We start from the raw sequence: 13,271 nt of genomic DNA, 5'->3' as shown, positions 1-13,271 counted from the left end.
TAGAGAAGAGAATCACCGCAGTGGCAACCGATTATGACGAAGTGCGTTCCGACGTTAAGGAATCACAGGAGCGCTCCCTCGAGGCGCTGCAATCCGCGAACGCCCCGGATGCCAGAAGCGTCGTCCGGGACCTGGACGAGGCCGACGCGCTGGATGACGCGATGACCCCCGGTGGAGAGTTCGTTGCCGAGGAACTGACCGTTCAGGTGATTCCCCAGGCCGGGGACGAGTTCACCTGCTACTCCTGCTTCCTGGTCCGGCACCGTTCCCAGCTCGCACGCGAAAAGAACGGCCACTCGTACTGCGTCGAGTGTGAAGGCTAGGGTTTAGCTCTTCAAGAATGCCGGAGCCAACAGCCACGTCAGCGTGACATAGCCCGCCGGCGGGGCATTTGGAGCGGGGGAGTGGCTCAGCGGGCGTAGGGGGGACGTGCCTTTCATTGTTGAAAGGTTCGAACCATTGCTCCACTGCCATCGGTGCCAGGCGGAGCTGCTCATTCAGATCTTCATCATGCTGGAAACCGTCGAGTCTGCGGTCGTAAAGCATGTCGCTGTCGGTGTCTTCGAGGATCCTGTCGGTGAGCGTGCCGCGCCAGTGCGGGTCAAGGTCCAGGTCGTAGGTGTCTGCGGTGATTTCGATCTGGTCCAGGAGGCACCGGACGGCGAGCTCCTGGGCCACGCAGCTGGGTGGGGTCCAGCCGCTGGCCAGTTTCATCGTCATGTCAACGGCCACCACCAGGAATTCCTGGGCAAAGAGTCCGTTGTACTTTTCGGCGTACTGCGGTGGCAGGCCAGAGAGAATCCAGGTTTCGTTGATGTCTGCGCGCGTGATCGACTCTTTTCCGTGCAGCGTGTGGATGTCCTGGAACAGCTGATCGATGAGAACGACGGAGGCATGCCAGATGGCCCCGGCCAGAAGGCGGGCACGGTTCAAACTCCGCCGGCGGTCCTCGGCGGAAATGCCAGCCATCACTTCCATCGTTTCCGAATCCACGCCGGCCAGGTCCTCGTCGGAGAGATCCCGGAGATCTGGAACGTAGCCGAGATCTTCAAGGCTCAGACCTTGCAGGCGATCAGCGTCCGCGTCCAGCTCGGCAAGAATCAGCTCTCGTTCCCTGTTCATGCAGCAGATGCTATAGCGACTGCCCGGCAAGAATCGCCTCAAAATGATCCGCCGGCGGCCCGTTGTGGGCATCGGCGCGGCTCGCCCGAGGAGTCCACACGTAGCGTCTATGTCGGACCCGCTGCCACCACGGACCGGCTTCGCAGACAGCGGGCAACGGTAGACACAACAACATGAACCACCCAGCCCGCGCAAGGGACGCACAGGTTCTGCTGGTGGCCGCAGCAACGCGCGGGGCGTACCTATTTCGGCGAAACGCGTGTGGTTTGAGACGATGGCGCCATGAAACAGGATGACGACCAGAACCAGAATGGACAGGAGCCGCTCCTGGAACTGAGGGTGCTTCTTGTCGGCAGCCATCCGGAAATCTGGCGTCAGCTGGAAGTCCGCGGCTCAACCTCACTGGATCAGGTGCACGGGGTTCTGCAGGTGGCCTTTGGTTGGGAGGATGTTCACCTTCACCGATTCACCGACAGCAATCCCTTCGCACCGCTGCGGCCGATTGATGGAGAGATGCCGGAAGCCCCTCAGTGGCTCCCGACGCAGTGGTGCGAAGACCCGGCTGACAGGGCTGAGGAGGACTGCTCGCTTGATCAACTTCTGGCGAGGGGATCGGGGGTGGTGTTCTATGAGTACGACTTTGGCGACAGCTGGCTTCACCGGATCGAGCTGATTTCCCGCCGCCCAGCGACGAAGGAGACTCCGTCGGCGCGGATGACCGGCGGAGCCCGGCGCGGCCCGCTGGAAGATTCCGGAGGCATGCCCGGGTTCGAGGAGTTTCTGGATGCCCTGGCCGACCCGGCCCATCCTGAACACGTTGAACATTCGGCGAGGGTCGCCGAGGCGACCAGCACCGATGAGCCCTTTGATCCTGGCTTTCTGGATGTCGAGGCCATTAACCGGGAGCTCCTTCTGGTCCTGCCAAGGCCACCTGGTCGTACCCTCCAGACCGGACCGGGGCTGACGTAACGGCCATTATCGGCGCTTAATTTTCCTGCTGAAAGGGGGATAAACGCACACGAAACAAAAAATGATGGGTTGGGTTGCCGCGACTCAGTCACTGAAGACGCCGAGGGCACCGTTACAGGTGAAGGTGAAGTCCGCGGCAACCCTAATTATTGAGGTTTCGACCAGTGCTGCATTAGAAGATTCTTAGCCCTTCATCTTCAGTGAGTTGGGAGACCTCGGCATCGGTCATATGAAGGTTCTCGATAAGTCCCTGAGCGAGCCAGTCAGGTAGTGCGGGAGCAGCTCTCGGTTCAGGGTGTGCGTCAATGTCCTTGCATAGTGACCCCATCTTCTCGATGAGTTACACAGATTTCTACACAGAATCAAGCTTTAGGTGTGCCCAAGGAGCGGGACTCCGGCCGATCCGGCCGCTACCTGGATATGCATTGACGACCAACAGGCCCTGGTTGCCCCCGTACACGAAGTACGCCAACCACGCTTCATGGACCTCGAGGTCTGCGAGCAGGAACGCAATATGAGTCAGTTCCTGCGGGTGTTCATCCATCAGAACACACCTCCTCTGACCTCCCGAACTTCGCAGAAGTGCGGGGATTTTACGCCGTTGCTTGATCGCAGGACAAGCATTCCCGCAGTCTCCCATAAGGCTACAACTGCGCCCGCACAGTGGCCACTGTCTCTGCATCGGGCCAGCGCGCACTGAAGTGTTCTCTCCCGGAAGCTGGCATGACAGGCGACAGCCAGGAACCGATACGGGCCTCGCTGCGCTCGGACAGCACAAGCATTTTTCTTTTCCTTTTTTGCTGCTGTCCGTTGGATCATACGTGCCCGCGCCACCGCCGCAACCGTCCTGCGGACGGCCGCGCAGGTTCGAGGATGAGAAGGTCCTGGGCAGCCAGTAAATGATCAGCGCTGCCCAGTCGCAGGCTATAGTCCTGGCGTACTTCGGGGGGGGCAGACCTTCGTGGAAGTGGCAGCGGCCCTCAACCTGAGTGTCTCCGCAGTCTAGTCCCGTATCCGCGACGGATTCAGCAACCTGCGGCAGCTGCAGGGTCCTGCCGGCAGCGATTGAGATGACTTTGCCGACAGGCAAATCACGCGACGTGTCATTTCACGGTGAGGGTGCCTTTCATGTTGCCGTGGAAGGTGCAGTGGTAGGGGTAGGTCCCGGGTTTGGTCGGTGCGGTGAAGGTGCCGGTGCCGACTTTGATGGCGGCGTCGAACGCGTTGTCGGTGTCAGCGGTGATTGTGTGCGCTTCAATGTCTTCGTTGGTGACACTGATTGTAGCTCCGGGGCTCACGGTTTCCGCGCCCTGGTATTTGAAGCCCTTGATTAGTATCTCCGCCGAAGCCGCTGCGGGTGAAGAGCCCGGGCTGGAGGTCGAGGGAACAGGTTCAGTGGTGGCAGGCAGGGCTGAGGGTGATCGTTCCGTCGTTGTCGGTGCTGCTGTCGTGCCGGACCCTGACGTGCCAGGGGCGCCGCAGCCGGACAGAGCCAGCATGGCAACTGTTGCCGCCAGTCCGAAAGCACTGAGTGTTCTGGTGTTCGCCTTCATGATGAAACCTTTCGTCTGCCCTGCTTTAGTGATCTGCGGCGGGGGTGTGTCAGGGGTGTTTGATCCAGCAGGCCAGGATGGTGGTCGAAAGCTGGTAGGCCAAGGCGTTCCGGCTGATGCTCTCCGGTCCCAGGGCCGCTGGTAGGTCGGTAGCGTCCACCTGAAGGACGAAGCTGTCCTTCTGGAATACCGCTGATCCGTCAGCGGTTTCGTAGGCCGGGAAGCCCAGGTTCGCCAGACCTTCGATGGGTTTGGCGTCTTTAGCCAGGGCCTGCATCGCGTCGAAGTATTTCAGTGCAGAGGCCTGATCTTTTGCTTCCCTGACGGAAATCTCCAAGGCACCCTCTGTGAGGTGGTAGGTGCAGGTGAAGGTGCTGTCGGCCCAGTTATTGACCGTGTGCGGTTTCGAGTCCAGATCCAGGATGGAGGTGAGCCTGTCCATCGGCTGGTCCCCGCACACCATCAGGGCAGCGTCGCTGGGTCCTTGGGCTTGGGGCGTGCCCGGGGACGGGGAGGAGCCGTGGTTGTGCCCGGCGGCGTGTCCTGATTCGGCGGCAGCTAAGGATGACGAGGGAACGACCGCGGAGGTGCCGGGCCCGACGGATCCGGCGGCTGCTGCGCAGCCGGAGAGCATCAGCGACGTGGCGGCCAGCGCAACCAGGGTGTGCTTTCGGTGTTTCATGTCCAGTCCATTCGCGCCATTTGCCGCTTCCGGATGGAGCGGGAGTTCCGTGGTTCAGGTTTTGAGTTTTGCGTAGATGACGTAGTTGTCATCGAAAAGCCTCGTGGTGGGGTCGTACCCGTCGCACGTGATGAGCCGGAGCTCAGCTCCGGGGGTATTGCCGTAGACCTCGAGGGTTGGAAAATTGTTCTTGCTGTACTGTGCGCCGTGGTCGACCGTGAACACAGCGAGGGTGCCGTCGGTCCGGGAGACATTGATATCGGTACCGGGGGTGAGATCGCGGAGGTCAGCGAAAACTCCTGTGGCGCCGCCGAGTGCGTTGACGTGGCCCAGCATCACGGAGGGGCCGCGTTCTCCGGGGGTGGGGGAGCCGTTGTACCAGCTGGCGGGCGCTCCGCTGCCGGTGTCCTGCGGTACTTGGAGGGAGCCGTTCTCCCGGAGTCCAAGTTTCAGGAGGTCGGTTCGCACGCCGATGGCCGGGATTTCCAGGGTCACCGGCTCGGATCGGGTCAGCACCACGGGCTCTGCCACGGCAGGCGCGGCAGCCGGACTCGATGCGGGAGGTATCGGTACTGCGGAACTGGGTGCGGCGGGGGTGGGTGCCGCGGAGGGTACCGCTGAAGCGGAAGGTGGGGAGCCGACGTCCAGCGTTCCGTTGTTTCCTGCACCGCAGCCAGACAGGGCCAGCAGGAGCAGAACCCCGGCCGCCGTGGCAGCCCGGAGGCCTCCGCGGCGGCCTGGATTCCTGATTCTCACAGTAGTAGTGATCCGGTCAGCTTGGCTTAGGCTGCTGAACCGGCGGTGCGGCGGCGGACAACGTAGGCTCCACCGGCGAGGGCGACCAGGGCCAGGCCCCCACCGACGGCGAGGGCACCGGTGTCCGTCCCGGCTTCCGGGGTGACGCCGGTGTCAGCGCCGCCGGCCGGCACCTTCATCTGCCCGGCCTTCAACGTTCCGCACAGGGCAGGGGAGGTGGCGGCGAGCGGAAGAGTCGGTGCAAGGTCGCTCTTGGCGGCCTGCCCTGCGGCGCTGAGGGTGGCGGGATCAAGACCGTGAACGACCACAACGGCGGTGCCGGCGTCCAGGGCTGCCTTGGTTTCGGCGTTCACTTCGAACGTGCGGTCAACGGTGTAGGATGCGCCCTGGCCGCCGACCTTCAGGTCAAGGCCAGCTGCGGGGCTGGTGTCACCGCTGGTGGACAGGGTGGTAACGATTCCGCCGTAGAACGGGGCGCCTTCGGTAGTGGAGATGACCTTGTCACCGTCCTTGTCCGCCGAGGGTGCCGGGCACGTGCCCTGGGCGCCGCCGTGGATGTGCTGGACGTGCGGGTACGGGGCGTCCATAAAGGTCGCGGGCATGCCCGAAACCTTCAGGACAACGTGGGCCTGGTTGCCCTTGACATCAACAGTGATGCTGCCCGAGCCTGCGCTGCCGTTGAGCTGGCCCAGGGTGGACTGGTAGGACTGGTCCGCTGCCATCGCAGGGGACCCAGAAAGGGCCAGGGCGGCCAGGGCCAGGGTGGGGACTGCCATAAAGCGAAGTGTCTTATTCATGTGATAAATCTCCTCATACACGCGCGTGTGATGTTAGGCGCCCCCAGGAAAGGGACACCGGTACTTCGGAACACTACCGGCAAAGGATGGCTTAAAATGTGGCCCGGACCACATATTTTTTGGCCAGCCCACGGCCGGGCGAGCATCAGAGGTGCCTGACCCGGGCCGGTAACCCAGCCCCGGGTCAAGCAGTTGAAGCTCCGCGGCGGGGCCCCCTGGCAGCTGGCCCTGATTCAGGCCGGGTCTTGTGCAGCAGGGCGTACCCGGCCACCGCCAGGGCCCCGGCGGCCGCTTCGGCGACCGCCGTAATGGTCTTGGCCGCATACCAGACCGGTTCATACATCGAAGGCAACGGCCCGACAGCGGGGACCTGGACGTACCGGTAAAGGATGACCGCACCCAGGGACGACAACGCCACCACGGCGGCGGCCGCGAAAGCCGTCCGTGAACCTTTGAGCAGTAAGAACACCGCGGCCAGGGCCGAGGCTCCGGCCTGGATCAGAAACAGGGTCCCTTGCCCGAGACCGCCAGGCGCGGCCTGCTGGTAGCCCGGGGCGATCTGGACATGGATGACGGCACTGACCACCAGACCGGCCGCGACGCCGGCACGCAGCACCCACAAGGCGCGCTTCCGTCTGGTCAGTTGTAGTTCTGGGCGGTTCATTTCACGACCAGCGTCCCGGTCATCTGCGGATGAAAGCTGCAGATAATCCCGTACTCACCCGGGGCGTCCGGAGCCTGGAAGCTCACCGTTGCACCGCCCGGGACTTCAACGTCGAAACCGCCCTTGTCTTTGGCCGTGAGGGTATGCGGGGCGCTGTCCGCGTTCGTCACCGTCACCATCGCCCCCGGCTTCATCGACGCGGGAACCTCATACGCGAAGCCCCTGATCGTGATGACAGCCTCACCAGCCGTGGCCGATCCATCAGCTGACGGGACAGAGGAACTGGTGGCGGGCGGCGCGGCGGAGGGTGCTCCTTCCTGGGCGGCGCACCCGGTAATGGCCGCCAACGACACGGCGGCAGCTACGGTCAAGATGCGATTGATCGTTCTCATGACAATCCCTTTCCCAGGGATGTGTCCTCCGCGCGCCGGAATGGCGCGCAAGTCAGGAAACTACCCACACACCCTATTCGTCACCCCCGCCCTCACGGACTGCCCGACGGGGACTCGCGGAATAACCGGCCCGGACCGGGTCCATGTTCTCCGGAGGAAGTTTTCTGATGTGAAAGACATCTTGCTTCCGGTCTGTGTAGGCTGGCCCCATCCGGCACGGTACGAGCATCGAAGGGTGAGTCATGACTGAAATCACTGCACATCACGGATTGTTCAAGGACACCAACCTGCATGTGGATGACACCGGAGGGCCGGGTCGTCCGGTGGTCCTGATCCACGGGTGGCCGCTGTCCGGGGAAGCGTTCCAGGCCCAGGTGCCGGCGCTTCAGGAGGCCGGATACCGGGTCATCACGTATGACCGGCGCGGCTTCGGCCGCAGCGACAAACCAAGGACTGGCTATACGTACGACACGCTGACCGAGGACCTGCACGCCCTGCTGGAGCAGCTGGAACTCGATGACGTCACCCTGGTCGGCTTCTCCATGGGCGGCGGCGAAGTAGCCCGCTACTTCAGCCTCTACGGAGCGGAACGGCTGCGCAGCGTCGTTTTCGCGTCCGCGGTCCCGCCCTACCTGATGCAGACCGGCGACAACCCCGAGGGACCCCTGACCAAGGACGCGGCCACGAAGATGACAGCGGACCTTACCAGGGACGAGGACGAGTTCTACGACGGATTCACCGGCAAGTTCTTCTCCGTCAACGGAGAACTCAAGGTCACCGAGCAACAGCGCCAGGATGCCTTCGCATTGTGCAAGCAGGCGGACAAGAAAGCGGCCCTCGCGTGCATGGCCGCCTTTGGCGGCACCGATTTCCGTGACGACCTGCCCAAAGTGACCGTTCCGGCACTCGTGCTCCACGGCGCCGTCGACGCCATCGTACCCTTCGAAGGATCCGGTCAGCGCACACACGCAACCCTGCCCGGGAGTGAACTGCGCGTCATCACCGGAGCCCCCCACGGATGCAACGTAAGCCACTCCGAGGAATGGAACGAAGCACTGATCCAGTTCCTGGCCAAATAGTCCACGAGGTCCGGCAGACCTCGTGGAGCTATTCAACAGGAGTAGCAATTGACAGTAGATCCTCTAACGGGACGAAACCGCCATCTGGGCTGTGATCTAACCGCCACGTTCCGCTAACAATCACAGGCCAGAGATCCCCGCAGCAGCTCACACCGTCTCGAAGGGCGAGGACGCTCGCGGGTTCAACGGGACTCTGCGTGATGTACTAATCTGCGTCGCCGTAAAGACGATGGGTGGCAGCCGCCGCGGCCGTTCAGGGCACTGTGGCAGATCCGGCCCACGGTCCGGCTCGGTTACCTACATTTGTTCGCTACGTGAAGTTTCAGGTTCTGCGCTGCTTCTTTTCAGGGAGAGTACTGAACCTGCCCACGAGGCGTGTGCCGGCTGGATTGGGCAACGCCAGATTACGGACTGCATCCATGATGCCTGGAAGGACGCGGCACCATGGATGCAGTCCAGTCCAGTCCCGTCCAGTCCCGGCGGTCGGGCCGATAGGTTCTGTGCCGGGTCCTTGTGGTCACGTGGCGGCCGCTTCTCTCGCCGTCAAGGCGCGGTCGAGCTCTGCCGCGGGCAGGGGCCGCGAAATGAGGTAGCCCTGGGCGGTGTCGCAGCCCAGTTCCCGCAGGACAGCCAATTGTGTTTCGCGTTCCACGCCCTCGGCGGTGGTTCTCAGTCCCAGGGCTTTGGCAGGGGCGATGACGCTGGCTACCAGGATTGCGGAGGTGGGGTCCGTGTCGATGGCGTCGATGAACGACTTATCCAGCTTCAACCCCGTGAGGGGAAGTTCCCGGAGCAGGGCAAGGGAGGAATAGGCCGTGCCGTAGTCATCCAGGGCGACCCCGGTGCCCGCGTGGATCAGTGTGCGTAGCTGCGCGGCGGCGGAGGGGAGATCCACGATGGCTGCGCTTTCGGTGATCTCGATGTTCAGCAGCGATGTCGGAACGCCGTGCCGCCCCAGGGCTGCCTGGAGATCGGTGACCAAACTTCCCGCTGTCAGCTGCAGAGGTGAAGTATTTACGGAGATGGCCCGGGGTGTTCCGGCGTCCAGCCAGCGCCGGGCTTGGGTGCAGGCCTCGTCGATGACCCAACGGCCGATGGCATGGATTTCACCGGTGTGTTCGGCGATGTGGATGAACTCGTCCGGGGAGACCGTGCCCAGTTCCGGGTCTTCCCAGCGCAGCAGCGCCTCCACAGCGAGACATGCACCGGTGGGGATGTCCATGAGGGGCTGGTAGTGGAGACTGAACCCTGCGTTGTTGAGGGCCTGGGGCAGGCGGCGTCGGATGAGGGCCTGGCGGGCGAAACGGCTTGTGGGACGGCGGGGGTCGATCCTGCCCAGCCGGCGTTTGCCTTCGTGTTTGGCCTGCAGCATCGCCGCGTCCGCGTGGCGGAGGAGGTATTCCAGACGCGTCCCGGGGTCCTGCCCGTCAGCGTCGATATCGCTGGCCATGGCCAGGCCCAGGGTGGCGGAGAGCCGGAGCTCGTGTCCGTCATGGGGGAATGGCTCATCCAGGGAACGGAGGATCCGGTAAGCGACGGTACGGGCCGTGGTCTCATCGACGTCGGTCAGCACCACGGCGAATTCGTCCCCGCCGAGGCGGGCGACCGTGTCGGAGGGCCGTGTGCAGGCCTGAAGCCGGGCGGCAACGGCGGTGAGCGCGCTGTCACCGGAGCGATGCCCGAAGGTGTCGTTGATGATCTTGAAATCATCCAGGTCCACGTAGAGGGCTGCCGTCCGGGATGAATCGTTGCCGGCCAGGAGAGCTGGCGCTGACTCTTCCAGTCCCCGCCTGTTCGCCAGGCCGGTCAGCGGGTCATGGAGGGCGGCGTGCCGGAACAGATCGGAAAGTCCTTCGAAGACCTCTGAGACCGGAACGATGCGCGGGGCCTCTGCGGTGACGAGCACATCCTGATATCTGCTTTCCTCGGGTCGGTCCAACAGCGCGGCGGCGGCTGCCCGAAGATCCAGCGATGGCGGCAGCCTGAAGGTGGTGTGTGACATCAACGCTTCTGCCGAAGCGCGGGCGTTCAAGGCTCGCCCGTAGCCCAGCCGTCCCGTCATCCGGTGATCAAGCTGGTCCCGGGTCAACAGGGAATGATTCCCTCCGACATCGATGATGACGGCCCGAAGCCGCCGGTCGGCCCGGAACAGCGCCTCAATTCCTCCCGAGGGCGTGTCGGCCCGCAGGATGATCGCCTCGAAGCCAAGATCACCCAGCGTAGGCGGAGGCGGCTTCACAGTGCGGAGGACGTAAGGGAGGGGGCCACGAGTTCTTATTATCAGGCAAAAACGAACGGAAGCTAAACGCCGAGCCAAGAATCGGCAAGCGGCAGTGTTGTCGGGGGTTTGGGCTGCCGCGGAGATCTCGGACAGTGGGCCCTCTTAAAATGGGGGTCTACCGAAAGTAGAGATCAGCATGACCGCATCACGGAAGCGATTTACCCAGGAGTTCAAGGACGAGTTGTGCCGCGAGGTGATTAACACGTCGAAGCCGATCAAGGACGTCGCCACCGCCTACGGTGTCGGCCCCGAGACGCTCCGCAACTGGCTGGTCAAGTCGGCTTGGATACACCCGGCAGCTAAGGGCCGGCGCCGCGTTTGAGAGGAACAGATCCGTCCCGTCAATGATGAAGGACGGCGAGCCGTGGAACGACGCTGCTGCCGCGTGAGCGTCCGTGGTGATTTCCGTGACCATGAGTAGCGCCGGATCGATGCCTTCCAGCGAAAGTGCGCGGGCGAACAGTTCCCGGGCCGGGAGGCTGTGGGGGCAGCCCGGAATGGTCAGCAGCTCAATATGCATGGCCTCATTATGGCCCCTGGCATCAACGCAGAGACTGAGGCCCTCTCACCGAATCGCGGGCGGCCGAACCTCCTGCAGATTCATGGCAGAGGCAGGCCGCACGCTGATCCGTTGCAGCACTGCTGCGCATGTCCCGCGCCGTTTTGGTGGAGGACACGACCGCGCCCAAGAAGCAGCGCCATGCGGCCCGTAGGGTTCTCGTCTGCTTGATCGAGGAACACGGTGCCGAGGATCTGTCGTATTCAACTGTTTCAGCTGTCCGGGGTTAAGTCGGGGGCGTCCGCACGTCAGGGAACCAGCCCTCCGGAGCCTTCTTCGGTTCCAGGTGTTCGGGGTCCCTGTGCTTTTGCATATCGCATTTGTAGAAGGGACCGCGTGGGTCCAGGAGGACGTTCATGTGGTGGTCCGCGTGGTCCTTGAACCAGACGCTGATTCCCGTCGCGCCGTCGAGTCTGAGGTGTTCCCAGGCCCGCCACAGTGCTTCTACCCGGGTGACTGCTTCGGGGTGGTAGTACCACTCGATGCACCATTTGGCGGCGCGGCCGTCGACGTCGCGGACGTACGTTGGCAGGAGTTGTTCGTGCAGGAACTCTTCGGCTGAGCCGTAGACCAGCTCAGCTGGCTTCTGCTCTTCTGCCGGGGTGTCTGCAGGTGTCTCGGTGTCGCTTGAGCTGAACCGGCCGATGTCGTTAGTCATCTCAAACCTCCTGCCCCGTGACCCAGGGATTAGCGACCGGCGCAGCAGAGACCGGGACCGCCACCGGTTCCTCCGGGCGGGGGCTGTACTTCTTGATGGACGCCTCCACGGCTTCCTTGTGCGGCCCGGTGTACCAGGGCATGGTCCGGACCAGCGTGGCCGGTGCGCCGGATGCGAGGACCACGGCGCGGCCGCGGTCCAGCTCGGCGAGGTTGGAGACATCGAAAATGCGTTCCTTGCCCTCCTGCCGGGAGCGGCTGGAGCCGGACTTTCCGGAGGAGACGGAGACATTGGTGTAGCTGTAGTCCCCGATCAGGTCCGAGAGCGCCCGGAGGAAGCCTTCTTCGGCCACGCCGCCGCCGTAGACCTTGACGTTCGCGGCCGACCAGATTTTCCGCATGTTCGCCTCGCCCCACAGCTCGACGCCCTGGGACCAGGACTGCAGGATGCCCATGACGATCAGGCCCTTGGAGCCGAAGTGGCTGAACTGATCCGGCAAACCGGCCCAGCGAACGACGTTGGCCAACTCGTCCAGGGCGAACAGCGCAGGCTTGGGCAGGCGGCCGCCGCTGCGCTCGGCCCGTTCCTCCATCGCCTCCGCGATCGCCACCGTCAACGCTGTGGTGAGCGGGGCGGCCGAGCCGGCCCCTTCCTTGGAGAGGATGTAGATCGTCTCCTGAGAGGCAGCGAAAGCGTGCGGGTTGAACTGCCGCCGGGCATCCGTGGCCACCGTCGCGCCGCCTGTCGGGGCGACCCAGCGCAGCGTGTTCCTGGACTTGAGGCACTGAATCATCTTTTCGGCGGTGCCGAAGATACCGTCACGCTGCTTGTCGGCGAGCTTCAGCGTGGACTCCAGGCCCTTGTACTGCAGCTCGTAGTCATGCTCTTTCAGGATTTCGATGGGTTCCTGGCTGACCTGCTCCGTCACCCACAGGTAAACCTGCGTGATGGGAAGCCCACCGAGCGCGGCCGCAAGGAAGTACGAGGACAGAATGTCTTCGGCCTTGGGGTCGAAGTAGGCATCCGGCTTGGACCCCGGGACCCGTGAACCGACCGAAAAGTGCTGCGTGAGCTTGAACGCCTTCTCTTCGTCGGTGACGTAGGAGAGCGGGTTCCACCACCACTCAGGCTCCTCCTGGGCGATCTTCTGCGGATCAAACACCCACACGGGGGCCGTGGCCTCGCGGACGCCCCGGGTGCCGTCCACCACGTCGCGCTTGTTCGAGGTCGACACCACAGTACCCGGTGCGTCCAGGATCGCGGGCATCACCCGTGAGGTGGACTTACCGGTCCGGGGACCCCAGATATCGAGGCTGAGGTCTTCCCAGGACTGAATGAACGTCTGGCCGGTGGAGACAACCTTGCCCACCACGATGCCCGGCGTGCCTGTCACTCCCAGCCGATCCGCCGTCGCTTTCGCGCCCTTCTCGGAGAACGCAGCCAAAGACTTCCCTCGACCCAGGTACCGGGCGGCCTTATCTACCCGGGCACGCTTGGAGGCGCCCTTCCTCCAGGCCACGAGCACGACGATGGCCAGGACCAGGACCACGCCGGCCATGAGGGCGGCCGCGACGGTGGACTGGACGGGCCAGGGCACCCGGCCCTTGATGAGCCCGGCGATCAGATCAATGGGATGGGCCGGGGGTGAGTCGATGCCGGCCATCCAGGATCCGAGGTGGGCGGCCGCGTAGGTCCCGCCGCCGAAGACGACGATGAAGCCGATGGCCATCCAGACCAGCAGGGCATCCCCGAGACCCAT

13 protein-coding genes and 1 pseudogene are annotated in these 13,271 nt (G+C 63.6%); 4 read left to right on the top strand and 10 right to left on the bottom strand.

The annotated features are described in order from the left end of the window. Positions 1 to 20 precede the first annotated feature (20 nt). Positions 21 to 323 carry a DUF4193 domain-containing protein gene (locus ACZYX4_RS15505; protein WP_463877466.1) on the top strand — a complete coding sequence of 101 codons (303 nt, stop codon included), beginning with the start codon at positions 21 to 23 and terminating at the stop codon, positions 321 to 323. Here the strand turns inward: ACZYX4_RS15505 and ACZYX4_RS15500 are convergent. Next, the gene (locus tag ACZYX4_RS15500) at positions 232 to 1,122 is read right to left on the bottom strand and encodes a hypothetical protein (protein ID WP_463877464.1); all 891 of its coding nucleotides are present in this window, start codon (positions 1,120 to 1,122) and stop codon (positions 232 to 234) included. The two genes, ACZYX4_RS15505 and ACZYX4_RS15500, sit on opposite strands and share 92 nt — an antisense overlap. 282 nt (positions 1,123 to 1,404) lie before the next feature. Here ACZYX4_RS15500 and ACZYX4_RS15495 point away from each other — a divergent pair, with 282 nt between their 5' ends. Next, positions 1,405 to 2,091, top strand: a complete 687-nt coding sequence (locus ACZYX4_RS15495; protein WP_463877462.1) for a plasmid pRiA4b ORF-3 family protein — start codon at positions 1,405 to 1,407, stop codon at positions 2,089 to 2,091. A gap of 1,103 nt (positions 2,092 to 3,194) precedes the next feature. On the opposite strand, the gene ACZYX4_RS15490 is transcribed toward ACZYX4_RS15495, so the two are convergent. The 6 genes from ACZYX4_RS15490 to ACZYX4_RS15465 all read right to left on the bottom strand — a co-directional run bounded on the left by ACZYX4_RS15490 (position 3,195) and on the right by ACZYX4_RS15465 (position 6,935). Further along, positions 3,195 to 3,644, bottom strand: coding sequence for a cupredoxin domain-containing protein (locus tag ACZYX4_RS15490; protein WP_463877459.1), 450 nt, complete (start codon positions 3,642 to 3,644; stop codon positions 3,195 to 3,197). Positions 3,645 to 3,693: 49 nt separating this feature from the next. Continuing rightward, complete coding sequence (locus tag ACZYX4_RS15485) at positions 3,694 to 4,326, bottom strand: hypothetical protein (protein WP_463877457.1); 633 nt, start codon at positions 4,324 to 4,326, stop codon at positions 3,694 to 3,696. Between the two features lie 54 nt (positions 4,327 to 4,380). Then, a complete protein-coding gene (locus tag ACZYX4_RS15480; RefSeq protein WP_463877454.1) occupies positions 4,381 to 4,845 on the bottom strand; it encodes a sortase domain-containing protein in 465 nt (154 codons plus the stop codon). A 263-nt stretch (positions 4,846 to 5,108) separates the two neighbouring features. Then, the gene (locus ACZYX4_RS15475) at positions 5,109 to 5,879 is read right to left on the bottom strand and encodes a hypothetical protein (protein WP_463877452.1); all 771 of its coding nucleotides are present in this window, start codon (positions 5,877 to 5,879) and stop codon (positions 5,109 to 5,111) included. A 184-nt stretch (positions 5,880 to 6,063) separates the two neighbouring features. Next, positions 6,064 to 6,543 carry a hypothetical protein gene (locus ACZYX4_RS15470; protein WP_463877449.1) on the bottom strand — a complete coding sequence of 160 codons (480 nt, stop codon included), beginning with the start codon at positions 6,541 to 6,543 and terminating at the stop codon, positions 6,064 to 6,066. Then, positions 6,540 to 6,935, bottom strand: coding sequence for a cupredoxin domain-containing protein (locus ACZYX4_RS15465; protein WP_463877447.1), 396 nt, complete (start codon positions 6,933 to 6,935; stop codon positions 6,540 to 6,542). The genes ACZYX4_RS15470 and ACZYX4_RS15465 overlap by 4 nt, the downstream gene beginning before the upstream one ends. Positions 6,936 to 7,177: 242 nt before the next feature. On the opposite strand from ACZYX4_RS15465, the gene ACZYX4_RS15460 reads away from it, so the two are divergent. Next, positions 7,178 to 8,014, top strand: coding sequence for an alpha/beta fold hydrolase (locus tag ACZYX4_RS15460; RefSeq protein WP_463877445.1), 837 nt, complete (start codon positions 7,178 to 7,180; stop codon positions 8,012 to 8,014). Between the two features lie 517 nt (positions 8,015 to 8,531). On the opposite strand, the gene ACZYX4_RS15455 is transcribed toward ACZYX4_RS15460, so the two are convergent. Beyond that, positions 8,532 to 10,016 carry a putative bifunctional diguanylate cyclase/phosphodiesterase gene (locus ACZYX4_RS15455; protein ID WP_463877443.1) on the bottom strand — a complete coding sequence of 495 codons (1,485 nt, stop codon included), beginning with the start codon at positions 10,014 to 10,016 and terminating at the stop codon, positions 8,532 to 8,534. 415 nt (positions 10,017 to 10,431) lie between these two features. Here ACZYX4_RS15455 and ACZYX4_RS15450 point away from each other — a divergent pair. Beyond that, positions 10,432 to 10,587: pseudogene (locus ACZYX4_RS15450) on the top strand (transposase); the annotation flags it as partial. Positions 10,588 to 11,080: 493 nt separating this feature from the next. On the opposite strand, the gene ACZYX4_RS15445 reads toward ACZYX4_RS15450, so the two are convergent. Both ACZYX4_RS15445 and ACZYX4_RS15440 read right to left on the bottom strand, forming a co-directional pair. Further along, positions 11,081 to 11,512, bottom strand: coding sequence for a DUF4913 domain-containing protein (locus ACZYX4_RS15445; RefSeq protein ID WP_463877441.1), 432 nt, complete (start codon positions 11,510 to 11,512; stop codon positions 11,081 to 11,083). Between the two features lies 1 nt (position 11,513). Next, on the bottom strand, positions 11,514 to 13,271 hold the full coding sequence (locus tag ACZYX4_RS15440; protein ID WP_463877439.1) for a type IV secretory system conjugative DNA transfer family protein: 1,758 nt from the start codon (positions 13,269 to 13,271) through the stop codon (positions 11,514 to 11,516).

It is taken from the genome of Pseudarthrobacter leeuwenhoeki (assembly GCF_055412885.1).
The sequence above is the reverse complement of the archived record's forward strand: the minus strand, read 5'-3'. Positions and strand labels throughout refer to the sequence as shown.

Excerpts from the sequence above, each read along its gene's own strand:
- ACZYX4_RS15500 (WP_463877464.1), bottom strand. The coding sequence starts at position 1,122 with ATGAACAGGGAACGAGAGCTGATTCTTGCCGAGCTGGACGCGGACGCT.
- ACZYX4_RS15495 (WP_463877462.1), top strand. The coding sequence starts at position 1,405 with ATGAAACAGGATGACGACCAGAACCAGAATGGACAGGAGCCGCTCCTG.
- ACZYX4_RS15490 (WP_463877459.1), bottom strand. The coding sequence starts at position 3,644 with ATGAAGGCGAACACCAGAACACTCAGTGCTTTCGGACTGGCGGCAACA.
- ACZYX4_RS15485 (WP_463877457.1), bottom strand. The coding sequence starts at position 4,326 with ATGAAACACCGAAAGCACACCCTGGTTGCGCTGGCCGCCACGTCGCTG.
- ACZYX4_RS15475 (WP_463877452.1), bottom strand. The coding sequence starts at position 5,879 with ATGAATAAGACACTTCGCTTTATGGCAGTCCCCACCCTGGCCCTGGCC.
- ACZYX4_RS15470 (WP_463877449.1), bottom strand. The coding sequence starts at position 6,543 with ATGAACCGCCCAGAACTACAACTGACCAGACGGAAGCGCGCCTTGTGG.
- ACZYX4_RS15465 (WP_463877447.1), bottom strand. The coding sequence starts at position 6,935 with ATGAGAACGATCAATCGCATCTTGACCGTAGCTGCCGCCGTGTCGTTG.
- ACZYX4_RS15460 (WP_463877445.1), top strand. The coding sequence starts at position 7,178 with ATGACTGAAATCACTGCACATCACGGATTGTTCAAGGACACCAACCTG.
- ACZYX4_RS15455 (WP_463877443.1), bottom strand. The coding sequence starts at position 10,016 with ATGTCACACACCACCTTCAGGCTGCCGCCATCGCTGGATCTTCGGGCA.
- ACZYX4_RS15445 (WP_463877441.1), bottom strand. The coding sequence starts at position 11,512 with ATGACTAACGACATCGGCCGGTTCAGCTCAAGCGACACCGAGACACCT.
- ACZYX4_RS15440 (WP_463877439.1), bottom strand. The coding sequence starts at position 13,271 with ATGGGTCTCGGGGATGCCCTGCTGGTCTGGATGGCCATCGGCTTCATC.